This window comes from Pseudoxanthomonas sp. LjRoot206, assembly GCF_056175725.1.
Map to the genome: position 1 here is coordinate 407,134 of NZ_JBGFFI010000001.1, position 21,298 is coordinate 428,431.

24 protein-coding genes, 3 tRNA genes and 1 other RNA gene are annotated in these 21,298 nt (G+C 68.7%); 19 read left to right on the forward strand and 9 right to left on the reverse strand.

Going from position 1 to position 21,298, the window contains the following annotated elements:
• Positions 1-78 precede the first annotated feature (78 nt).
• Positions 79-155, forward strand: a tRNA-Asp gene (locus AC04MD_RS02055).
• Positions 156-314: 159 nt separating this feature from the next.
• Positions 315-2,291: a SurA N-terminal domain-containing protein gene (locus tag AC04MD_RS02060; RefSeq protein WP_475495667.1), complete on the forward strand. Its 1,977-nt coding sequence runs from the start codon at positions 315-317 to the stop codon at positions 2,289-2,291.
• A gap of 65 nt (positions 2,292-2,356) precedes the next feature.
• Here AC04MD_RS02060 and AC04MD_RS02065 read toward each other — a convergent pair whose 3' ends face one another.
• Entirely contained in the window at positions 2,357-3,535 is a 1,179-nt protein-coding gene (locus AC04MD_RS02065) for a lytic transglycosylase domain-containing protein (RefSeq protein WP_475495668.1), read from the reverse strand.
• Entirely contained in the window at positions 3,532-4,311 is a 780-nt protein-coding gene (gloB, locus tag AC04MD_RS02070; RefSeq protein ID WP_475495669.1) for a hydroxyacylglutathione hydrolase, read from the reverse strand. The genes AC04MD_RS02065 and gloB overlap by 4 nt, the downstream gene beginning before the upstream one ends.
• A gap of 61 nt (positions 4,312-4,372) precedes the next feature.
• Here gloB and AC04MD_RS02075 point away from each other — a divergent pair, with 61 nt between their 5' ends.
• Genes AC04MD_RS02075 through dnaQ form a run of 4 tightly spaced genes read left to right on the forward strand, consistent with a single transcriptional unit; the run spans position 4,373 to position 6,779 of the window.
• A complete protein-coding gene (locus AC04MD_RS02075) occupies positions 4,373-5,026 on the forward strand; it encodes a methyltransferase domain-containing protein (protein ID WP_475495670.1) in 654 nt (217 codons plus the stop codon).
• Positions 5,027-5,047: 21 nt separating this feature from the next.
• Positions 5,048-5,497 carry a ribonuclease HI gene (gene rnhA, locus AC04MD_RS02080; RefSeq protein ID WP_475495671.1) on the forward strand — a complete coding sequence of 150 codons (450 nt, stop codon included), beginning with the start codon at positions 5,048-5,050 and terminating at the stop codon, positions 5,495-5,497.
• Entirely contained in the window at positions 5,494-6,054 is a 561-nt protein-coding gene (locus AC04MD_RS02085) for a GNAT family N-acetyltransferase (protein WP_475495672.1), read from the forward strand. Before rnhA ends, AC04MD_RS02085 begins: the two co-directional genes overlap by 4 nt.
• On the forward strand, positions 6,054-6,779 hold the full coding sequence (gene dnaQ, locus AC04MD_RS02090; RefSeq protein ID WP_475495673.1) for a DNA polymerase III subunit epsilon: 726 nt from the start codon (positions 6,054-6,056) through the stop codon (positions 6,777-6,779). The genes AC04MD_RS02085 and dnaQ overlap by 1 nt, the downstream gene beginning before the upstream one ends.
• A gap of 15 nt (positions 6,780-6,794) precedes the next feature.
• Here the strand turns inward: dnaQ and AC04MD_RS02095 are convergent, their stop codons facing one another.
• Positions 6,795-7,499, reverse strand: a complete 705-nt coding sequence (locus AC04MD_RS02095) for a PP2C family protein-serine/threonine phosphatase (protein WP_475495674.1) — start codon at positions 7,497-7,499, stop codon at positions 6,795-6,797.
• Between the two features lie 216 nt (positions 7,500-7,715).
• Here AC04MD_RS02095 and AC04MD_RS02100 point away from each other — a divergent pair.
• A tRNA-Ser gene (locus AC04MD_RS02100) sits at positions 7,716-7,806 on the forward strand.
• A 107-nt stretch (positions 7,807-7,913) separates the two neighbouring features.
• Complete coding sequence (locus tag AC04MD_RS02105) at positions 7,914-8,321, forward strand: DUF6165 family protein (RefSeq protein ID WP_475495675.1); 408 nt, start codon at positions 7,914-7,916, stop codon at positions 8,319-8,321.
• A gap of 10 nt (positions 8,322-8,331) precedes the next feature.
• Here the strand turns inward: AC04MD_RS02105 and AC04MD_RS02110 are convergent, their stop codons facing one another.
• Positions 8,332-9,378, reverse strand: a complete 1,047-nt coding sequence (locus AC04MD_RS02110) for a glycosyltransferase family 9 protein (RefSeq protein WP_475495676.1) — start codon at positions 9,376-9,378, stop codon at positions 8,332-8,334.
• A gap of 19 nt (positions 9,379-9,397) precedes the next feature.
• On the opposite strand from AC04MD_RS02110, the gene AC04MD_RS02115 reads away from it, so the two are divergent.
• The 7 genes from AC04MD_RS02115 to AC04MD_RS02145 are packed head-to-tail and all read left to right on the forward strand — an operon-like array spanning position 9,398 to position 14,102.
• Entirely contained in the window at positions 9,398-10,147 is a 750-nt protein-coding gene (locus AC04MD_RS02115) for a 3-deoxy-D-manno-octulosonic acid kinase (protein ID WP_475495677.1), read from the forward strand.
• A gap of 1 nt (position 10,148) precedes the next feature.
• Complete coding sequence (locus AC04MD_RS02120) at positions 10,149-10,901, forward strand: MBL fold metallo-hydrolase (protein ID WP_475495678.1); 753 nt, start codon at positions 10,149-10,151, stop codon at positions 10,899-10,901.
• Positions 10,902-10,912: 11 nt separating this feature from the next.
• A complete protein-coding gene (gene moaA / locus AC04MD_RS02125; RefSeq protein WP_475496153.1) occupies positions 10,913-11,911 on the forward strand; it encodes a GTP 3',8-cyclase MoaA in 999 nt (332 codons plus the stop codon).
• Between the two features lie 16 nt (positions 11,912-11,927).
• Positions 11,928-12,410 carry a cyclic pyranopterin monophosphate synthase MoaC gene (moaC, locus tag AC04MD_RS02130; RefSeq protein WP_475495679.1) on the forward strand — a complete coding sequence of 161 codons (483 nt, stop codon included), beginning with the start codon at positions 11,928-11,930 and terminating at the stop codon, positions 12,408-12,410.
• Positions 12,407-12,652: a MoaD/ThiS family protein gene (locus AC04MD_RS02135; protein WP_475496154.1), complete on the forward strand. Its 246-nt coding sequence runs from the start codon at positions 12,407-12,409 to the stop codon at positions 12,650-12,652. Before moaC ends, AC04MD_RS02135 begins: the two co-directional genes overlap by 4 nt.
• 2 nt (positions 12,653-12,654) lie before the next feature.
• A complete protein-coding gene (locus AC04MD_RS02140) occupies positions 12,655-13,083 on the forward strand; it encodes a molybdenum cofactor biosynthesis protein MoaE (RefSeq protein WP_475495680.1) in 429 nt (142 codons plus the stop codon).
• Complete coding sequence (locus AC04MD_RS02145; RefSeq protein ID WP_475495681.1) at positions 13,080-14,102, forward strand: beta-propeller fold lactonase family protein; 1,023 nt, start codon at positions 13,080-13,082, stop codon at positions 14,100-14,102. Before AC04MD_RS02140 ends, AC04MD_RS02145 begins: the two co-directional genes overlap by 4 nt.
• Positions 14,103-14,321: 219 nt before the next feature.
• Here the strand turns inward: AC04MD_RS02145 and ffs are convergent.
• Positions 14,322-14,418: signal recognition particle sRNA small type (gene ffs / locus AC04MD_RS02150), an RNA gene on the reverse strand.
• Between the two features lie 72 nt (positions 14,419-14,490).
• Positions 14,491-14,583 (reverse strand) — tRNA-Ser (locus tag AC04MD_RS02155).
• Between the two features lie 130 nt (positions 14,584-14,713).
• Between AC04MD_RS02155 and dnaX the strand changes: the two genes are divergently transcribed.
• The 4 genes from dnaX to AC04MD_RS02175 are packed head-to-tail and all read left to right on the forward strand — an operon-like array spanning position 14,714 to position 17,815.
• The gene (gene dnaX, locus AC04MD_RS02160) at positions 14,714-16,453 is read left to right on the forward strand and encodes a DNA polymerase III subunit gamma/tau (protein ID WP_475495682.1); all 1,740 of its coding nucleotides are present in this window, start codon (positions 14,714-14,716) and stop codon (positions 16,451-16,453) included.
• 7 nt (positions 16,454-16,460) lie between these two features.
• Positions 16,461-16,781 carry a YbaB/EbfC family nucleoid-associated protein gene (locus AC04MD_RS02165; protein WP_062358613.1) on the forward strand — a complete coding sequence of 107 codons (321 nt, stop codon included), beginning with the start codon at positions 16,461-16,463 and terminating at the stop codon, positions 16,779-16,781.
• Positions 16,782-16,836: 55 nt separating this feature from the next.
• Positions 16,837-17,433: a recombination mediator RecR gene (gene recR, locus AC04MD_RS02170; RefSeq protein WP_475495683.1), complete on the forward strand. Its 597-nt coding sequence runs from the start codon at positions 16,837-16,839 to the stop codon at positions 17,431-17,433.
• A 28-nt stretch (positions 17,434-17,461) separates the two neighbouring features.
• Positions 17,462-17,815 (forward strand): histidine triad nucleotide-binding protein, encoded by a 354-nt coding sequence (locus AC04MD_RS02175; protein ID WP_475495684.1) that lies wholly within the window; start codon positions 17,462-17,464, stop codon positions 17,813-17,815.
• A gap of 72 nt (positions 17,816-17,887) precedes the next feature.
• Here AC04MD_RS02175 and AC04MD_RS02180 read toward each other — a convergent pair whose 3' ends face one another.
• The 3 genes from AC04MD_RS02180 to AC04MD_RS02190 are packed head-to-tail and all read right to left on the reverse strand — an operon-like array spanning position 17,888 to position 21,298.
• The gene (locus tag AC04MD_RS02180) at positions 17,888-18,400 is read right to left on the reverse strand and encodes a Slp family lipoprotein (RefSeq protein WP_475495685.1); all 513 of its coding nucleotides are present in this window, start codon (positions 18,398-18,400) and stop codon (positions 17,888-17,890) included.
• Positions 18,401-18,417: 17 nt separating this feature from the next.
• Positions 18,418-20,361 carry a transglutaminase TgpA family protein gene (locus tag AC04MD_RS02185; RefSeq protein ID WP_475495686.1) on the reverse strand — a complete coding sequence of 648 codons (1,944 nt, stop codon included), beginning with the start codon at positions 20,359-20,361 and terminating at the stop codon, positions 18,418-18,420.
• Positions 20,348-21,298, reverse strand: coding sequence for a DUF58 domain-containing protein (locus AC04MD_RS02190; protein WP_475496155.1), 951 nt, complete (start codon positions 21,296-21,298; stop codon positions 20,348-20,350). The genes AC04MD_RS02185 and AC04MD_RS02190 overlap by 14 nt, the downstream gene beginning before the upstream one ends.

Below are 21,298 nucleotides of genomic sequence, written 5' to 3' on the forward strand. Positions count from 1 at the left end.
GGCGATGCAAAGTTAAAAAAATTGTTGGATGGTCTAGCGGAAAGCGCTGAAATCGTCTTACAATGTTCGTCTCAGCGCGGAGTGGTAGTTCAGTCGGTTAGAATGCTGGCCTGTCACGCCGGAGGTCGCGGGTTCGAGTCCCGTCCACTCCGCCATTTTCACCCAGAGAGCCCGCGAAAGCGGGCTTTCTGCTGTCTGGGCTTCGCCGATGCATGTCGGCAGGCATCCGGAGGGACACCGCCGCCCGATGGCGAGACGCCAATGCCCGGGCACGCTAAACTTCACGGCTGAACGAATCTCGGGTCCCGTGCGCAATGCTGCAGAAACTCCGCGACAAAACCTCCGGCTGGATCGCCAGTCTGATCCTGGGTCTGCTGATCATCCCGTTCGCCTTCGTTGGCGTGAACGAGTACATGACCGGCGGCACCGCCAGCGACGTTGCGCTCGTCGAAGCGCCGCCGACCTGGTGGGAGTCCGCGCCGCAGTGGTGGCCGGTGTCGACGCTGTGGCAGCGCGAAGAAGTAACGCAGGACGAGTTCCATGCTGCTTTCGAGCAGGCGCGCCAGCAGCAGCGGCAGGCGCTCGGTGAGGCATTCGATCCGCGCGAGTTCGAAAGCGCCGACAACAAGCGCAAGGTGCTGGAGCAGTTGATCGACCAGAAGGCGCTGGCGCTGGGTGCGAAGCGCGCGGGCATCGTCGTCGGCGATGCGGCCGTGCAAAAGATGATCCTGAGCGAGCCTGCCTTCCAGGTCGCTGGAAAGTTCAGCCCGGAGCAGTACCAGATGCTGCTGTCGTCGCAGGTGCCGGCGCTCTCGCCGCTGCAGTTCGAAGAGCAGCAGCGCGAACGCCTGCGCATGATGCTGGTGCCGCAGGCGATCGGCGAGTCCGACTTCGTGACCGAAGGCGAACAGGCACGCCTGTGGAAGCTGCTCGGCGAAACGCGCGACATCGGCATTGCGCTGTTGCCGCCGGTGGCGGCAGACACGGCGCCGGTCACCGATGCGCAGATCAAGGCCTGGTACGACGGCCACAAGAACGATTTCAAGCAGCCAGAGCAGGTCTCGCTGGAGTACATCGAGATCAACGGCGCCACGTTGCCGGTCACGGCTACTGCCGATGAAGCCGCACTGCGCAAGCGCTACGAGGCGGAGAAGTCGCGCTTCATGTCGCCGGAACAGCGCGTGGTCGCGCATATCCTGATCGCAGCGGATGCGGGTGCCGATGCCGCGACCCAGAAAAAGGCCGAGGAGAAGGCGGCCGCACTGGCGAAGCAGGCGCGCGAGGGCGCCGACTTCGCGACGCTGGCGCGGGCCAACTCGGAAGACCCGGGTTCCAAGGACACGGGCGGCGAACTGCCGCCGTTCGCGAAAGACGGCTCGATGGTCAAGCCGTTCGAGGATGCCGCGTTCGCGATGCAGGCCGGCGAGATCCGCGGCCCGGTCAAGAGCGACTTCGGCTACCACGTGCTGCAGCTGAAGCAGATCAATCCCGGCACCGGTCGCAGCTTCGAGGACGTGCGCGGCGAGCTGGCGACGGAAGAGGCCAGTGGCGAGCGCGATCGCGCGTACAACGACCTGGCCGGCCGGGTGGTCAACGAAACCCTGAAGAACCCGACGGCGCTGGCGCCGGCGGCCGAGGCCACAGGCCTGCCGCTGCAGAAGGTCGGACCGTTCTCGCGCAACGCTCCGCAGGGGATCGCGATGGTGCCGGCGGTGCTGCGTGCGGCGTTCTCCGACACGCTGGTGCAGGACGGTACGATCAGCGACCCGATCGAGATCACGCCCAACCACAGCGTCGTCATCCGTGTTTCCCAGCACACGCCGGAGCAGGCGCTGCCGCTGGACAAGGCGCGGGATGCGGTCGTCCTGGCGATCCGCGCGGACCGGCAGGAAAAGGCCGCGCAGGCGGCCGCCGACGCCCTGGTGGCGCGCGTGCAGAAGGGCGAGTCGCTGGCGACCGTCGCTGCGGCGGACGGGCTGCGTTTCAACGAACTGCCGGGTTTGCGCCGCGGCATGCCGATGCCGACGGCCGAGTCCAACGAGGCGATCTTCGCGGCGGGTCGTCCCGCCAAGGGCGAGGTCGTCGCCGGCAAGGTCGCTTTGGGTGATGGTGCGTATGCGGTGTTCACCGTCAACAAGGTGACCGACGGTGCCATCGCCGACATGCCTGCGGAGGAGCGCGCGACCATGCAGCAGCAGCTGGTGCAGCTCAATGGCGGCATCGCCACGCAAGCCTACGTGGACGCGCTGCGCAAGCGCTTCAAGGTCAAGGTGTTCGAAGAGCGGCTCTGATCCAGCGCCTCATGTTCGACCAGAATCCCGCCGAAAGGCGGGATTCTTTTTGGGTCTCGGCGTGGTCAGTCCGTGTCGCCGTCCAGTTTCAGCACCATGCCGGGACGCAGTACGGCGTCGGCCTTCAGGCCGTTCGCCTGCAGAAGCCGTGTGGGCGTCGTGCCGTAACGGCGTGCGATGGTCCAGGCGGATTCGCCGCGTTTGACCGTGTGGGTGCGGGCGGTGGGTGAGCCACTCTCCGTCGTGGCGGCTACGGAGGGCGAGGATGCGGCCGATGCCGCTATCGATACGGCCACGTCGTCGGCGCCTGCACTCGTCGGCGCCAACAGCCGGATCGGCTTGCTGCCCTGGCTGAAACGACCGGCGAGGGCGGGATTGAGGCGTTTGAGCAGCGCCGCAGGCTGTTGCTGCTGTCGCGCCCAGGCCTCGAGCGTCGCATCGCCGGGCAGGACGTGCGCCGCCAGGCGCGGTACCGGACGGTCCATCTGTTTGAGCCAGGCATCGCGATCGTCGGCCTGCTGGAAAATGCAGGCGAGCGCATGCAGCTTTTCCACATAGGCGTAGGTGATGCCCGACAGCCCCGGCAGTTCCGCCGGGCGCGCATTGCGGGCGTTCATGCCTGCACGGCGCATCGACTGCAACAGCCGGTACTCGCCGGCGTTGTACGCCATCACCGCCAGCCGCCAGTCGCCACCGAACATGCCGTGCAGGGTCTTGAGGTAACGGACGGCTGCCTGGGTCGAATCCACCGGCGACAGCCGTCCGTCGTACCCCTCGCGCATCGGCACGCCATGATTGCGTGCGGTGATGCCGATGAACTGCCACAGTCCCGCTGGTCCCTGCGGGTTGCGGGCACCCGGCTTGTAGCCGCTCTCGACGAACGGAATCAGCGCGAACTCGGTGGGCAGGTGCGCCTCGCGCAAGGCATCGACCACGTAGCCGAACAGCGGCAGCACATCGTCCTCGGCGCGCGCGAGTTGCCCCGGGGCATGGCTGAAATGCTTCTTCCACCGGCCGTTGGTCGCTTCGCTGTCGCACTCCGGATCGGCCAGGCCGTCGCGGAAGCGCTGGTAGATCTCCAGACCGCTGCGCTGGTGGCTGGCGGGGAGCGTGGCGATGTCCGGCGGCGGCGCGGCCGGCCGCGGCTGCGCTTCGGAAGGGGGCTCGGCCGCCGGGGTCGCGAGCGGCGTTAAGGCCAGGCCCGTCGCCAGCAGGGCGAGGTGCATGCGATTGCGCCGGATCATGCGCGGAAGTCGTTCTTCCACTGCCGCAGCGTGGCGAACGCCTCCACCCGGTCGACAGCGGGCCTTCCCAGGCGATGGGACACGGCGGCGCGGACGGCGTCGCTGTCCACGCGCAGGAACGGATTGGCCGCGATCTCGCTGGCCAGCGTGACGGGCAGGGTGGGGCGGCCAGCCTGGCGCATGCCGCGGGCTTCCTCGATGCGTTGGCGCAGCGCGGGATTTTGCGGGTCCACGGCGGTGGCGAATGCCGCATTGGACAGGGTGTACTCATGGCCACAGCAGACCAGCGATGATCCCGGCAGTGCCGCGAGGCGTTCCAGCGATGCCAGCATCTGGGCGGGGGTGCCTTCGAACAGGCGGCCGCAGCCAAGACTGAACAGGGTGTCCCCGCAGAACAGGTGCCGCGGGCCATCGGTGCCGCCGCCGTGGAAGGCGATATGGCTGCGTGTATGGCCGGGCACCGCGAGCACGGACAGCCGCCAGTTCTTGACCGCGACGGTATCGCCGTCGCCGACGCGCTCGGTCGCGTCGGGGATGCGGTCGTCGTCAGGCGCGAACACGGGCAGCGTTGGCCAGCGCGCGCGCAGCGCCGCGATGCCGCCAGCATGGTCAGCATGATGGTGGGTGACCAGGACCGCCGCCGGCCACAGGCCGTTGCCGGTAGCGGCCAGCACGGGCGCCGCATCGCCGGGATCGATCACCAGCGCGTCGCCATCGTCGTCGACCAGCGCCCAGATGTAGTTGTCCTCGAAGGCAGGCAAGGCGAGCAGGCGCATCGGGGTGAGGGCTCCGGGCAGGGAACGGACGCCCGGGGGCGGCGTCCTCTACAATCCGAACATGCCTGCGTTCGCGTTTACCCGTCAACCCGATGCCCTGGCGTGGTTCGGGTCCGAGCAGGGTGGACCGATCCTCGCCTCGGAGCACGCCCGTGTGAGCCAGGCGCTTACCAGCCGGACCCCGCAGCCCTGGCTGTGGGTATCGCCGGCGGGTGCGGACGCGGCGCATGCGCCGGCGACGCGTGGCGTCAGGCTGCACGCCATGGCGGGCTCCCATCGGCTGTCGGGGCAGGTCCGGTGCGGCTTGCCGTTTCCGCTGCCGACCGAGTCCGTGGGCGTGATCGTGCTCCAGCACGTGCTGGACGCCGGCGACCCGCAGCCCCTGCTGCAGGAGTGTTCCCGGGTGCTCGAGCCGGGCGGGCGCCTGTGGCTGTTCGTGCTGAATCCCTGGAGTCCCTATCGCCTGCGGTGGCGCGGCGCCGGGCTGGTGCCGCGGGCGCAGGCGCAGTGGCGCCTGCAACTCGCGGCCGCCGGCCTGGTCGCCTCCGAGCACGTCCTGCATTACGGACCCGTCTGGAAGGGCATCGCGGACGCGCCCGGCCATGGACCGGCGCCGTTGCGTGCCGCCCGCCTGATGGAGGCGGAAAAGCGCGTCGCCGGTCTCATTCCCCCCTCACCGGTGGCGCGCGCCTGGCGCGCGGCGCCCGCCGCCTGACGTCGTAGATCACGAGAATCCATGAAACACATCAGCATCCATACCGATGGTTCCTGCCTGGGCAATCCCGGCCCCGGAGGCTGGGCAGCGCTGCTGCGCTACGGGCAGAAAGAACGGGAGGTGGTCGGCGGCGAAGCGCAGACCACCAACAACCGCATGGAGCTGATGGCCGCCATCGCGGCGCTGGAAGTGCTCACCGAAGGCTGCGAAGTCACCCTCCACATCGATTCGCAGTACGTCCGCCAGGGCATCACCGAATGGATGCCGGGCTGGGTACGGCGCGGCTGGAAGACCGCGGGCGGCGATCCGGTGAAGAACCGCGACCTGTGGGAGCGGTTGCACGCCGCGACCGGACGCCACCGGATCGACTGGAAATGGGTCAAGGGCCACAACGGAGATCCCGACAACGAGCGCGTCGATGTGCTGGCGCGCAACGCGGCCGTGCGTTTCCGCAACGGGGCGGTCGCGTGACCTTTCCCTTGTCGCCGGGTCAACGGGTCGTCGAGACGCCACGCCTCGTGTTGCACGCGATGTCCGATCGCGACGATGCCGATGCGGCGCTGATGCTCGCGCTACTCAACGACCCCGCCTTCATCCGCCATATCGCCGACCGCGGCGTACGGACGCTGGAACAGGCGCGCGATTATCTGCGAAACGGTGCGCTGCGCAGTTACGCGCAACATGGCTTCGGCATGTACGCGATCCGGCGCAGGGACACCGGCGTGCTGATCGGGAACTGCGGTCTCATCAGCCGGGACGGCTTGGACGGCCCCGACCTGGGTTACGCGCTGCTGCCCGGACACGCCGGCCAGGGCTTCGCGTACGAGGCGGCACGGGCGGTCATCGCCGACGCCGCCGACCGGCTCGGGCTCGCCCGTCTGCACGCCATCGTCAATCCCGATAACGTGGCCTCGATCGGCCTGTTGCAGAAACTGGGATTCGAATTCGACAGAATGATCTTGCTCCCCGCGATCGAACACGCGGTGGACCTGTTCCACCTGCACCTCTCCAAGGAAGCCGCCGCCTGATGCGCCAGATCATCCTCGACACCGAAACCACCGGCCTGGAGTGGAAGAAGGGCAACCGCGTCGTCGAAATCGGCTGTGTGGAAATGCTGGAGCGGCGTCCCACGGGCCGGACCTACCACCAGTACATCAACCCGCAGCGCGAATTCGAACAGGGCGCGGCCGAAGTGACCGGCCTCAGCCTGGAGTTCCTGTCGGACAAACCGCTCTTCTCGGCCATCGCCGACGAGTTCCTCGCCTTTATCGATGGCGCCGAGCTGGTGATCCATAACGCGGCCTTCGACGTCGGCTTCCTCGACTACGAGCTGTCGCGGCTCGGCGAGCAGTACGGCCGCCTGTCTGACCGCGTTACCGTCGAGGACTCGTTGCTGCTGGCGCGGCAGCGCTTCCCCGGTCAGCGCAATTCGCTGGATGCGTTGTGCAAGCGATTGGGCGTGGACAACACGCATCGGCAGTTGCATGGCGCGTTGCTGGATGCCCAGCTGCTGTGCGACGTCTATCTCAACCTGACCGCCGGCCAGCGCGAGATCGGCTTCTGCGGCTCGGAAGAAGCGACGCCCGGCGCGACGGTCGCGGTCGTCCACTTCGATCCCGCCGTGGCAGGCGCCAGGCCTCGCGTGGTGGCATCGGACGAGGAACTCGCCGCGCACGAGGCGCGACTGGCCACGCTGCGGAAAAAGGCGGGCGGGCGTTGCCTCTGGGACCCGCCGGCGCTCGAAGTCGGCTGATCGAGCCGGCGGAACTCAGTGGCAGCGCACCAGGATGGCGGTGACGTTGTCCGAGCCGCCGCCGTCCAGCGCTGCCGCGATGAGCGTGTCCACGCATTCCTGCGCGCTGCAGTCGTCGTGCTTCAGGGTGGCGGCGATGCTGGGATCGTCCACTTCCTCGGTCAGGCCGTCGCTGCACAGCAGCAGCTGCATGCCGGGACGCAACTCGCCGGTCATCGTCTCGACGTTGAGATGGTTGGGGTCGGTGACGCCCAGCGCCTGGGTGACGACGTTGCGGTGCGGATGGCTGCGGGCCTGCTCGCTGGTCAGCGCGCCCTGGGCGATCAGTTCCTGCACGTAGCTGTGGTCCTGGCTCAGCTGGGCCAGCTGGCCTTCGCGCCACAGGTAGGCGCGGCTGTCGCCGACCCAGGCCACTTCGAAGCGGTTGCCCTGGATGCGTGCGGCCACCACGGTGGTGCCCATCGGCAGGGTGTCGTTGCGGCGGCGGGAGGTACGGATGATTTCCTCGTCGGCGATCCGGATCGCCTGCGCCAGCGGCGTGCCGTCGCGGATCTCGCGGACAATGGTCTCGCGCGCCAGGGCGCTGGCCACTTCGCCGCAGGCGTGGCCCCCCATGCCGTCGGCCACCAGCCACAGGCCCAGCTCGCTGTCGCCGTAGTAGGTGTCCTCGTTCAGCTCGCGCCTGAGGCCGACGTGGGAGATGTGGCCGAATTCGATCATGGTGCCCTGTCTGTGCGGACGGTTTTTTCCTATCCGGTCATACGCAATGATCCGGTCGGACAGGACATCGGGCAAGCCGAAAGCGTACATCGGCCGCTGCCAAGGTTCATCGACGTGCAGGCGAAGTGAGGCCGCGATACTCGAACAGGCCCGTCGGCTTGTCCGGATGCGGTCCACAACGTATCATTCACGCCCCCGGGGAAGCCCGGGGCCACCGGAGAGGTGGCAGAGTGGTTGAATGTACCTGACTCGAAATCAGGCATACGTTAATAGCGTATCGAGGGTTCGAATCCCTCCCTCTCCGCCAGTTTCAAGCAAGCCCCCGCAAGGGGGCTTCTGCTTTTCTGAGCTGCGGGTTGCGCGGGTGCCGCGTGCGGTGGGGGCTAGAATGGCGTTCTTTCGCAGGAGCCCCCCATGTCCGAGATCCTCGTTCCCGTGTCCTTCGGTGAGCTGCTGGACAAGATCGCCATCCTGCAGATCAAGTCCGAGCGCATGACTGACCCGGTCAAGCTGGCCCATGTGCATGACGAACTGGCCGCGCTGGAGAAGACCTGGATGGCCCATCCGGTGGCCGGCAACGACATCGTCGAGCTGCGTGCCCAGCTGAAGGCCGTCAACGAGCGGCTGTGGGTGATCGAGGACGATGTGCGGTTGAAGGAGAAGGCGCAGGCTTTCGACGACGACTTCGTCCGCCTGGCCCGCAGCGTCTACTTCGAGAACGACGAGCGCGCCCGCATCAAGAAGGCGATCAACCTGGCGCTGGGATCCGCCTACGTGGAAGAGAAGTCGTACCAGGATTACCGGGTCGCCGGCACGTCCTGAGGATCCCCACTCAGGCCGCGAGATCGCCCCGGAACCGTTCGAAGGCGGCGATACCGTCGTCGACGGTGACCAGGTCCATCACTCCGTCGTGTTCGATCTTGGTGCCCCACTTGAGCTCGGCGGCCGGCTTGCCCTTGTAGCGGCGTGCCGCGTCGTCGTAGCGGTCCACGCAGTAGCGAACGGTGGAATAGGGACCGCTGCGTCGCGGATTGCTGGCCGCGTGCAGGCCCAGCACGGCCGTGCCCATCGCATTGGCGATGTGCATGGGGCCGGAGTCGGGTGTCATCACCAGGTCGGCGCGGGCCAGCACCGCCGGCAGCTGCTTCAACGTGTCCTTGCCGACCAGGTCCAGCGCCGGTGCCTGCATGGCGGCGACGATGGCATCGGTGGTCTGGCGCTCCAGGTCGCTGCGCCCGCCACACAGCACCACGCGCCAGCCCTGCGCGGCCGCATGGTCAGCCACGGCGGCATAGCGGTCGGCGAACCAGTTGCGGCGCACATGGCTGGAGCAGGGCGAGATCACCAGCGTCCGTGTCCCGTCCGCTGGCCATTGCGCGGCGGCCCACGCGTGCGCATCGGCGGGCACCGGCAGGTCCCACACCACCTCGGTCTGCTTCAGTCCGAGCGGTTCGCAGAAGCTGCCCATCGCGTCCAGCACATGGATGCCCGGGCGGTCGGGAATGCGCTCGTTGATGACCAGTCCGTGCAGGTCCTTCGAGCGGCTGCGGTCGTAGCCTATCCGGCGCCGCGCCGGGATGAAGGCCGACAGCAGGTTGGCGCGCAGCGCCACCTGCATCTGCAGCAGCGCATCGAAGCGTGCGTTGGGCAGTTCGTGGCGCAGCGCGCGCATGCCGGCCAGCCCGCTCTTCTTGTCGTAGGTGTGGAAGCTCACGCCTTCCAGGCCTTCGAGCAGCTTGAAGCCCCCCTTGTCGATCACCCAGTGCAGGTGCAGCTGCGGCCAGTGCCGTTGCAGGGTGCGCACCAGCGGCACCACGTGGGTCACGTCGCCGAGGGCGGACAGGCGCAGCAGGCACAGGGAGAGGGGAATCGTGGACAAGTGTTGTTAGACTCGCTGGATGGTCGGATTTGACGCTTCGGAATCCCTGACGCCGTTCCGCGAAGGCAGCGGATACGGTGCGATTCTGTTCGACCGCAAACACCTGCGGCAAGCAGATCCCGACTGGTTCGCCCCGGAAAAGTGGGGCGAGCGTGCCCGGCCGGTCGACAGCGGCGGCCGTGGCAGCGCCTGGTTCATCGACGCGCCCTCCAGCCAGTGCGTACTGCGCCACTACCGGCGCGGCGGTCTGGCCGCGCGTTTCAGCCAGGACCGCTACCTGTGGCACGGGCCCGACAGGACCCGCAGTTTCGCGGAATTCCGCCTGACCCGCGCGCTGCTGGCGCGCGGGCTGCCGGTGCCGCGCCCGGTGGCGGCCAGCTACGTGCGCGACGGCATGTTCTACCGCGCCTCGATCCTGGTGGAGCGGCTGATGGACGTGCGCACGCTCGCCGACATCGCCGAGCAGGCTGAGGGGCACGCGCCGTGGGAAAGCACGGGGCGGCTGGTGGCGCGCTTCCACCGGGCCGGTCTGGACCACGCGGACCTCAACGCGCAGAACATCCTGTTCGACGCCAGCGGGCACGGCTGGCTGATCGACTTCGATCGTGGCCGCCTGCGCATTCCCGCCACCGCGTGGCGCGAGCAGAACCTGGCGCGGCTGCGGCGCTCCCTGCTCAAGCTGCGCGGCACGCGCAGCGAGGATGCGGTGGGCCTCGACTTCGCCCATCTCCGCCGCGCCTACGATCACGCCTGGTCGCGGGGCTACTGACATGGACTGGACGCTGCGCTTCCTGGGGGTCGGCAATGCCGGCGCCGTCGAACTGGGGTCGGCGATGGCGACGCTGGAACGCGACGGTACGCCCTGGCTGACGATCGACTGCGGCGGGGAGGGCCTGACCGCCTACCAGGCCCGCTACGGCGGCATGCCCGACGCGGTGTTCATCACCCACGTGCACCTGGACCATGTCGCCGGCATGGAACGGCTGTTCGTGGCCAGCTACTTCGATGAGGCGCGGCGCGGCAAGGTCCGCCTGTATGTGCCGGCGCCGCTGGTGCCGGTGCTGCACCAGCGCATCGCCAGCTATCCGAACGTGCTCGCCGAAGGCGGCGCCAATTTTTGGGATGCCTTCCAGCTGGTTCCGGTCGGCGAGGCGTTCTGGCACGACGGTCAGCGGATCGAGGTGTTCCCGGTGCGCCATCACTGGCCCGACACCGCCTTCGGTCTGCGCCTGCGCGGCAGTGCGGTGTGGACCGGCGATACGCGACCGATTCCCGAGATGCTCGCGCGGCATGCCGACGCCGGCGAGGTGATCGCGCACGACTGCGCGCTGCACGGCAATCCCTCGCACAGCGGCATCGACGACCTGGAGCGCGAGTATCCGGCCGCACTGTTGTCGCGCTGCGTGCTGTACCACTACGCGAGTCTGGAGGACGCCGACGCTCTGCGTGCACGCGGCCATCGCGTCGCCGTGGCAGGCGAGGGTCTCCCGCTGGCATCGCCATTGCCGGCCGTATTGCCGTGAATCCGTTCCCGATGCCGCGCGACCTGCTGGGGCGTCCGCTGCACGACCTGCGCCTGTCGGTCATCGACGCCTGCAATTTCCGCTGCGGCTACTGCATGCCGGCCGACCGTGTGCCCGAAGACTACGGCACCGATGCATCGCAGCGCTTGTCCTTCGACGAGATCGAGACGCTGGTCCGCGCGTTCGTGCGGCTGGGCACGCGCAAGCTGCGGCTGACCGGCGGCGAGCCGCTGCTGCGCAAGCGCCTGCCCGAGCTGGTCCGTCGCCTGGCGGCGGTTCCGGGGCTGGACGACATCGCCCTGACCACCAATGGCGTGCTCCTTGCGCAGCAGGCGCAGGCCTTGCGCGATGCGGGGCTGCGACGCATCACCGTCAGCCTGGATGCGCTGGATCCGCAGGTGTTCGCCGACATGTCGGGGCGGCGCGGTCGCGTGGAAGACGTGCTGGCGGGCATCGATGCGGCCGTCGCAGCCGGCTTCTCGCGCTTGAAGATCAACGCGGTGGTGCAGCGTGGCGTCAACGAAGGCGAGGTGCTGCCGCTGGTCGAGCGCTTTCGCGGCACCGGCCATGTCGTGCGCTTCATCGAGTTCATGGACGTGGGCGACAGCAACGACTGGCGCCGTGACCGCATGGTGCCGTCGTCGGCGCTGCGCGACGCGATCGGTGCCCGCTGGCCGCTGCACCCGCTGCAGGCGGACTACCGTGGCGAAGTGGCCGAACGCTACGGCTTCGACGACGGTGGAGGGGAGGTCGGCTTCGTCAGCTCGGTCAGCGCGCCGTTCTGCGGCGATTGCCACCGCGCGCGCGTATCGGCGGACGGACGGCTGTTCACCTGCCTGTTCGCGTCGGATGGCGCCGAGCTGCGTGCGGTGCTCGCACGGGGCGAAGACGCCCTGGCCGCGCACGTGGCGGCACTGTGGCGCGCTCGCGACGACCGCTACAGCGAGCTGCGCGGCAGCCCGGAAGTACGCGACCGCCGGCGTGTCGAGATGTATCTTATCGGCGGTTGAACCGCGCAGGATCCGCATGCCCCGCAAGACCCTGACCCATCTGGATGCCGATGGCCGCCCCGCCATGGTCGACGTCTCCAGCAAGGCGGCGACCGCGCGCGAGGCGCTGGCCACCTGCCGCGTCCGCTTCCCGGCCGACGTGGCGCGCGAGTTGAAGCGCAATGGCCTTCGCAGCGCGAAGGGCGGCATCGTGGACACCGCGATCATCGCCGGCACGATGGCGGTGAAACGCACGCATGAACTGATCCCGTTCTGCCATCCGCTGCCCATCGATGGCTGCCGCCTGGCGGTCGACTGGGATGGCGATACCACGCTGCGCATCGACTGCCAGGTCCGCACCGTGCACCGCACTGGGGTCGAGATGGAGGCGCTGACCGGCGCGACCGTCGCCGCGCTGACGGTCTACGACATGTGCAAGGCGCTGTCGCACGCGATCGTGCTGGGGCCGGCGAAGCTGGCGGGCAAGCGCGGCGGCAAGCGCGATGTGGGGCACGTCTGATGGCGAAGGTGACGCTGCTCTATTTCGCCAGCCTGCGCGAGCGTGCCGGCATCGCCAGCGAAGCGGTCACCACGGCCGCTACAGATCTGGCCGGCGTATACGACGAAGCGCAGGCACGGCACGGGTTCACCTGGCCGCGCGAGCACCTGCGGGTGGCGGTGGACGGTGAGTTCGCGCGATGGCGCGATGCGCCCGTGGCGGGCAGCGAGATCGCCTTCATCCCGCCCGTGAGCGGGGGCTGAGCATGCCTGGCTTCCATCTGTCCGAGACGCCGCTGGACATCGCGCCGTTGCGCGCACGCGTACTCGATCCGCGCGCCGGTGGGTACGCGAGCTTCGAGGGCTGGGTGCGCGATCACCACGCCGGCCGCGCGGTGGACGGTCTCGACTACGAGGCCTATGCCGCACTGGCCGAGCGCGAGGGCGAACGCATCCTCCTGGAGGCGAAGGCGCGTTTCGACGTGATCGAAGCCTGCTGCGCGCATCGCGTGGGCACGCTGGCCATTGGCGACCTGGCGGTCTGGGTCGGCGTGAGCGCCGCGCATCGCGGGGCGGCGTTCGACGCCTGCCGTTACATCATCGACGAGACGAAACGGCGCGTGCCGATATGGAAGCGCGAGCACTACCGCGAAGGCGGTGCGGACTGGCTGCATCCGATGGCGGAGGGGGCATGAACGTGTTGCGTTCGCTGTCCTTCGTGATCGCGACGATGGGATGGCTGGTGCCCTTCATGCCGTCGGCAAGTGCGGCCGAGTTACTGGTCGGCAACAAGTCCGCCGATACGGTCTGGCGCTTGTCGTTGCGCGATGGCCGAAGGGTCGGCGAGTTCCGCACTGGCGAAGCGCCGCACGAGATCGCCGTGGCGCCGGATGGCCGATCGGCCGTGGTGACGAACTACGGCGAGGCGAAAACCGGCAGCACGCTGTCGGTGCTCGACCTGGTAGGCGGCAAACCGACGCGTTCGATCGACCTGGGCCAGCACGGTGCGCCGCACGGCCTGCGCTTCCTGCCGGATGGCCGGCGCGTGCTGGTGACGACGGAAGCCTCGGCCAGCGTACTCATCGTGGATGTCGGTACCGGCAAGATCGAACGGGAGATCGAGGTCGGCGCCGGGACCGGCCACATGGTCGCGGTCTCGCCCGATGGCCAGGTCGCCTATCTGACCAAGATCCAGTCCGGCACGCTGAGCCGGATCGATCTGCAGACCGGCGCGAAGACGGTCGAGCGGCCCGCAGGGAAGGGCGCAGAAGGGGTGGCCGTCCGTCCGGACGGTGCCGAAGTGTGGGTGACGAACCGAGAGGACGGCACGCTGACCGTGCACGATCCGCGCACGCTCGCGGTCAAGCGCCGGATGAGCAGCAAGGGATTCCCGATCCGCGTGGTGTTCTCGGCCGACGGCGCGCTGGCCTTCGTCACCAATGCGCGTGCGGCGACGCTGGCGGTGTTCAACGCGCGCACCAAGGTGCCGGTGGCGACCGTGCCGCTGTCGCGCGACGACGTGACCTACCAGCCCACGATGCTGGGCAATGCGGCGTTGCCGATCGGCGTGGTGGTCGCGGACGGCCATCCGCGCGCCTATGTGGCCATCAGTGGCGGCGACCGGATTGCGGTGATCGATACGCAACGCTGGCAGGTGATCGATTACTGGGTGACCGGCCGCGAACCGGATGCACTGGGCATCGTCGCGGACTAGGGCGCCCCGCGGTACATCCGCGACGATGGCGCTGATGCGGTCGCAACGGCAGGGATCAGTGAATTGCCAACCGAAAAGGCGGTAGCCCCGCCGGCTGACCTCGGCGCCCGCGTCGATCGATACCGTTGCTGCCGCGCCCCGCGATGTTCCCGCCACGATTGCAGCGATGCCGTCGCAACGGCAGGGGTCAGTGAATTGCCAATGCTTGAAAAGGCGGTAGCCCCGCCGGCTGACCTCGGCGCCCGCGTCGATCGATACCGTTGCTGCCTTCCGGCCCTGGCGGGATTTTCGACCTAGCGTCGCGAGGGGCCGACGGGGCCACCATAGACACGAAACCGCGCCGGAGCGCGGTTCGTCGTCAACCCGCCGTGGCGGGTTGCGATGAAACTGGCGGAGAGAGGGGGATTCGAACCCCCGAAGCGCGGTTTAGACGCTTACACACTTTCCAGGCGTGCTCCTTCAACCACTCGGACACCTCTCCGGGACCTGAACGCGGCCGGGGCCACTTTCAGGGGCGTGAATTCTAGCCTTCGCAGGGGTGCGGCCACAAGCGAAGCCGCACGCGGGCGGTGAGCGGAGGGAGGACGGGCAGGGCGTGGCACAATGTCGGCATGTCCTACCTCGTCCTCGCCCGCAAGTGGCGTCCCAAGCGTTTCGCCGAGCTGGTGGGCCAGGAACACGTGGTCCGCGCGCTGACCAACGCGCTGGACAGCGGCCGCGTCCACCACGCCTTCCTGTTCACCGGCACGCGCGGCGTGGGCAAGACCACGATCGCCCGCATCTTCGCCAAGTCGCTGAACTGCGAGAAGGGCACCAGTGCCGATCCCTGCGGCCAGTGCCCGGCCTGCCTCGACATCGATGCCGGCCGCTACATCGACCTGCTGGAGATCGACGCCGCGTCGAACACCGGCGTGGACGACGTGCGCGAGGTGATCGAGAACGCGCAGTACATGCCGTCGCGCGGCAAGTTCAAGGTCTACCTGATCGACGAAGTGCACATGCTGTCGAAGGCGGCGTTCAACGCGCTGCTGAAGACGCTGGAAGAGCCGCCGGAACACGTGAAGTTCCTGCTGGCGACCACCGATCCGCAGAAGCTGCCGGTCACCGTGCTGTCGCGCTGCCTGCAGTTCAACCTCAAGCGGCTGGACGAGGAGCAGATCCGCGGCCAGATGACCAAGATCCTTGGCGCCGAGGCGATCGAGGCCGATAGCGCCGCCATTGCCCAGCTCGCGCGGGCGGCCGACGGTTCGCTGCGCGACGGCCTGTCGCTGCTCGACCAGGCCATCGCCTATGCCGGCGGCGCCCTGCGCGACGAAGGCGTGCGCACCATGCTCGGCACGGTGGACCGTACCCAGGTCAGCGCCATGCTCGCCGCGCTGGCGCAGGGCGATGGCGAGGAACTGTTGCAGGTGGTCTCGCGGCTGGCGGAATTCTCGCCCGACTGGGCCGGCGTGCTCGATGCGGTGGCCGAAGCCTTGCACCGCATCCAGGTGCGCCAACTGGTGCCATCGACCGAGGTCGAGGCGGAAGGCGTCGATGTCGACGCGTTCGCCGGACAGCTGCGGCCGGAAGTGGTCCAGCTCTGGTACCAGATGGCGATCAACGGCCGTCGCGACCTGCATCTCGCCCCCAGCGGCCGCGCCGGTTTCGAGATGAGCGTGCTGCGCATGCTGGCCTTCCGGCCGGCACAGCCGGGCGAGATGCGTGGCGAGGCGCGTGCGCCGGCAGCATCCGCACCGTCAGTATCGTCAACATCCACTCCGCCCGCGCCCGCGCCCGTGGCGCAGGCGGCTTCCGCGCCATCGCCAGTGATGGCGCCGCAGCAGATGGCGCGCGAAGAGATGCCGCCGCCGCGACCTGTGGTCGTGGCTCCTCCAGCCGACGACGCGCCGCCGTGGCGTCCGGCCGAACCGGCGCCCGCCGCGGCGCCGGCCGCATCGTCGCTGCCCGTCGATATCGGCATCACAGATGCCGAGACCTGGCTGCACTTCGCCGGCACCTGCGGCCTCAAGGGTGTCGGCAAGCAACTGGTCGACAACGTCGCCTTCGCCGGCTACGCGAACGGCACGCTGACGCTGGCGCTGGACAGCGGCTTCGACTACCTGCGCTCCGAACGCACGCTCAATGAGCTCGGCGAGGCGATCACCAGCCGCTATGGCGTGGCGCCGCGGCTGGCCTTCGCCGCTGCCGCGTCCAGCAGCGAGACGCTGAAGGAGCGCAGCCACCGGCAGCGCGACGAACGCCAGAGCGTGGCCGAGGAAACCTTCATGAACCATCCGGACGTGCGGCAGCTGATGCAGCAGCATGGCGCCAGGCTCGTCCCGGACTCCATCCGACCTTACGAAGAGTGATCACGACATGCGTGGAAACATCGCCCAACTGATGCAGCAGGCGCAGAAGATGCAGGAGAACCTGCAGCGCGCCCAGGAAGAACTCGCCAAGCTGGAAGTCACCGGCAACGCCGGCGGCGGCATGGTCAGCGTGACGCTGACCGGTGCCAAGGAATGCCGCAAGGTCCGCATAGATCCCTCGCTGCTGTCGGATGCTGAGATGCTGGAAGACCTGATCGCGGCGGCGTTCAACGACGCCTCCAACAAGGTCGATGCGGAGTCGAAGTCGCGCATGGGCGCCGCCACGGCGGGCATGCCGCTGCCGCCCGGCATGAAGATGCCGTTCTGATCCCGCCCGGGGCCGGATGACGGCGGCACGTCCGCCCACGGTCCCAGGAACGATCATGTCCAGTCCGCTGCTCGAACAGCTCATCGAGTCGTTGCGCGTCCTGCCCGGCGTCGGGCAGAAGACCGCGCAGCGCATGGCCTACCACCTGCTCGATCGCGAGCGGGACGGCGGCAGGCGCCTGGCGGGCGTGCTGGCCGACGCACTGGACCAGATCGGCCACTGCGAGCAATGCCGCGATTTCACCGAAGGCGCGATCTGCACGCTCTGTGCGAGCGGCAGCCGCGATCGCCACCAGCTGTGCATCGTGGAGTCGCCTTCGGACCGCCTGGCAATCGAACAGGCCACCGGCTACCGCGGCGTGTATTTCGTCCTTCATGGCCGGCTGTCGCCGCTGGACGGCATTGGTCCGCGCGAGCTGGGACTGGACGCCTTGTCGGCGCGCCTCGCCCAGGGCGAGACGACGGAACTGATCATCGCCACCAACCCGACGGTCGAAGGCGAGGCGACCGCCCATTACCTGGCGCAACTGGCGCGGCAGCAGGGCGTGCGGCCCAGCCGCCTGGCGCACGGCGTGCCGCTGGGCGGCGAACTGGAATACGTGGACCGCGGCACGCTGGCGCATGCCTTCGGCGGCCGCAGCGAAATGACCTGACCTTACGAGCACGAGGACGCGCGAGCCCATGACCGACACCATCTTCGCCCGGATCATCCGCCGCGAGATCCCGGCCACCATCGTCTACGAGGACGACGACGTCCTCGGTTTCAAGGACATCGCACCGCAGGCGCCCGTGCATGTGCTCTTCATTCCCAAGCACGAGGCGATTCCGACGCTCGACGATGTGCGGCCGGACCAGGCGCACCTCATCGGGAAGCTGGCGCTCGCGGCCGCCGACTACGCACGCCGTGAAGGCTTCGAGCAGGACGGCTACCGCATCGTCATGAACTGCCGCGAGGACGCGGGCCAGACCGTCTTCCATATCCACCTGCACCTGCTCGCGGGTGCGCCGCTGGGGCGCTTCGGCACGCCGGGCTGAGTGTCCGCCACGCGATCACCGGACAAGAAAAAAGCCGCTCGATGAGCGGCTTTTCCATTCATTGCGACGGGATTACCACCAGCCCCAACGGCCCCAGCGCGGACCCCAGAACGGGTCGTAGTAGGGATAGGGGCGGACGACTTCGACTTCACGCACTTCCGGCCACAGGTAGACGACTTCGGCGGCCACGCGCGGCAGCTGGTAGTCGTAGTCGCCGATGCGAGTGCTCTCGTAACCGTCGATCTTGCCAACGAAGGTCACTTCGCGCCCTTCGGCGAACACGGCGGGATCATAGAAGCCTGCGCGGCAGGCGATGAAGCGGCCGTCGGTGGCATCGGGTGCCGACGACAGCGGGCGGCCGGTGCCGCCGAGCGGACGCGATACCAGCTGGAAGCAGGTGGAATTCTGGCCCGGAGTGGTGCTGATGATGCGGCCACCCCAGCGCACGGGGGCGCCAACCTGCGGCGCGCCGACCGAGTCGCGGGGATTGACCTGGGTGAAGCTGCCCTGCAACGGCGCGGGTGCCGTGGCGCAGGCGGAAAGCAGCGCGGCGGCTGCGACGACGATGGCGAAGCGAAGGTTCATGGCCAGTCTCCAGCAGGTTATGGGCGGTGCCGGCGCAGGTCTTCGATCAGTGCGCGGTTGTCTCCATCATCCGGAGCGTAGCGCGCAGCGGCGAAACGGTGGCTGAGCGGAATCAGCGTCTGCGCGGCCTTCGGCCGGCCGGCCGCGACCCGGCGCGCCCAGTCGGCGGGGCTTTCGTGCGGCTCGCGTGCCAGCCCGAAGCGGGCGTAGCGCTTGCCGAGCCGTCGCCATGCGCGCAGCAGCGGATCGCGCTCCCGTTCGCCGCGCGCCAGCCACCACCCCATCCAGGCCAGCGCCACGATCGCGCACAGGCCGAACAGCGCCGTCAGCGCGCCGCCGCCCAACTGCTTCGCGCCGAAGCGCTCCAGCAGGCGCGTCTGCCGGTTCGCGTCGAAGCCGAGGACCAGATCGTTCCAGCCGCGGCGCAGCCAGTCGCCCACCTGGCCCAGGTCGTCGATGCCGATCAGGCTCCCCACGGCGCCGGCGGCGCCCATGCGGTCCTCGATGGTGTCGTAGATGCGCTCCGGCGCGACCGCGGCCGTCGGGTCCACGCGCACCCAGCCGCGTTGCGGCATCCACACTTCGGCCCAGGCGTGCGCGTCCAGGTTGCGGACGATCCAGTACTTGCCGAGCGGGTTGTACCTGCCGCCGGCATAGCCGGTGACGACCCGGGCGGGGACGCCGGCGGAGCGCATCAGGAAGACGAAGGACGAGCTGAAGTGTTCGCAGAACCCCTGCTGCTGGTCGAACAGGAACTCGTCGACCGTGTTGCGCCCGGGGTAGGGCGTATCCAGCGTGTAGGCGAAGTCGGCGCGGATCCACTGCAGGGCGCGCGCGACGATGGCGGCATCGTTGCCGCCGGCGTCCCGACGCCACTGCGCGCCGAGCGCGCGGGTGCGTGGATTGAAGCCGGTGGGCAAGCGGAGCGCCTGCTGGCGCAGCGGAGCCGGCAAGTCCGCCTCGAACTGCGTCGGCGCCGACGACTGCAGGCGCCAGCGGGTCAACGACGTGAGCGGCGCGCGCGTCGCCATGCTGTAGTCCCGTGCCATCCATGCACCATCGGGGGTTGCCATGGGCAAGTCCAGGGCGACCAGATCGCGCCGGTCGCTAGGCTCCACGTCCATCTGGTAGTCCCATACCGCCGGTGCACGGGTCGTACCTGCGTGCGACATGCCAGGTAGCGGGTTGGCGCGCGTCCAGGTGCGGCCATCGAAATCCGACAGGACCGGTCCACGCCAGTACATCTGGCTGGTGGGCGGCGTCGCGCCGAAGAACTGCACGCGCAATGCCGGTGCTTCGTCCGCGATCAGGTCCAGATAGCTGCCGGGCGACATGTCGTCGCTCAGGCCGGGTTCCGACAGGGCCCGTTCCGGCACGCCCCACAACGGCGTGGGGAAGCGCGGGAACAGCCAGAACGCCGCGAGCACCAATGGCACGCCGATGGCGACCAGCTTTGCGATCTCCCGCACCTGCTGCAGCGGCCTGGTCATGCCGGCGGCCAAGGCCGCTTCGGCGTCCGCGAGCCGGTACAGCGCCACCAGCGCGCAGAGCACGCTGACGAGGCCCAATGCCATGCTCCAGGGGCCCTGGTCGAGCAGGAACGCGGCGAACGGCGCGAACAGCGCGAAGCCCAGCAGGCTGCGGTTGTCGCGCAGTGTGCGGGTTTCAGTCGGCTTGATCGCCAGCATGCCGGCCAGCAGGGCGCAGCCGGTATCGCGGCCGAACTGCATGCCCATCACCGACAGCACGGCCACGATCAGTGCAAGCGCCAGCAGTGCGCGCAGCAGGCCGGGCAGCGGGCGACGCCACGATGCCCACGTCAGCAGCAAGCCCGTTGCGCCGATCCCGAACGCGAGCATCGCGGGCAACTGGAGCAGCAGCGGCAACAGGCAGGCGCCGGCGGCGGCCAGGGTCCAGCGGCGACTCAGGCTGTCCAGCGTGGGCGTGTCAGCGGACGTCATGCGGAAGCAGCGCCAGCGCGCGCAGGCAGAGGTGGCGGTGGGAGGGGCCGTTGGCAGGTCCCAATGCAGGCTGGCCAGGCAAGCGCAGGCGATAGCGCAGCCCTTCGCGTTCGGCGGATTCGACCCAATGGGCAAGCCGCTGGATCCGGCGCTCGTGAGGTAGCGTCGTCAGTGTGTCCCAGTCCAGATCCACGTCGCGCCCGAGGGGTTGTTCGTAGTCGCGCACCAGCAACTGGCTGCGGCGAGCGGACGGCTTCCACGCAATGGCGCGCTGCGCGTCACCGGCACGGTAGTTGCGCAACTGGTGGACGTCCTCGCCCGCAGGATCCAGTCGCGTCCTGGTTCCGCCCTTGCCGGCATGCGGCAACGGTGGCCCCTGGACCTCAGCCGCCGGATAGACCAGCAAGGGCATGTCGGGCCATACCCATCCCCAGGCCCGGGCCAGGCCGAGCGGCTGGGTGGTGGACAGCCGCACGCGGTCGAGGTCGTACCAGCCGCGCCGTTCGGTCGGCAGCGAGATTTCGGCCACGGTCGCTTCGGCCGCCGGCAACGAGATGAAGGTGTGTTCGTCGGCCGCGTCCAGGCGCAGGCCGTGGCGTACGCGCGCATCCCGCGACGCGAGTGCGATGTGCAGTCGCAACGGCGTGCCAACGGGCACCGGATCGGCAGACAGCGCTTCCACGCGCAGGCCGTCCAGTTGCAGGTGCGCGAAGATCAGGCTGGCCAATGCCGTCGCGCCCAGCAGCAACGCCAGCAGCAGCGCCGGGTTGTTGTTGTAGTTGAGCGCGCCCAACGCCATGGTGAATATCAGCGCGGCGAAGAACAGGCCGAATCGCGTCGGCAGCACATAGATGCGCCTGCGCTCCAGCACGACCGGGAACGCTTCCGGCCGACGTGGCCGCGCCAGACGTGCGATGCGCCCCGCCAACGTCGCGAT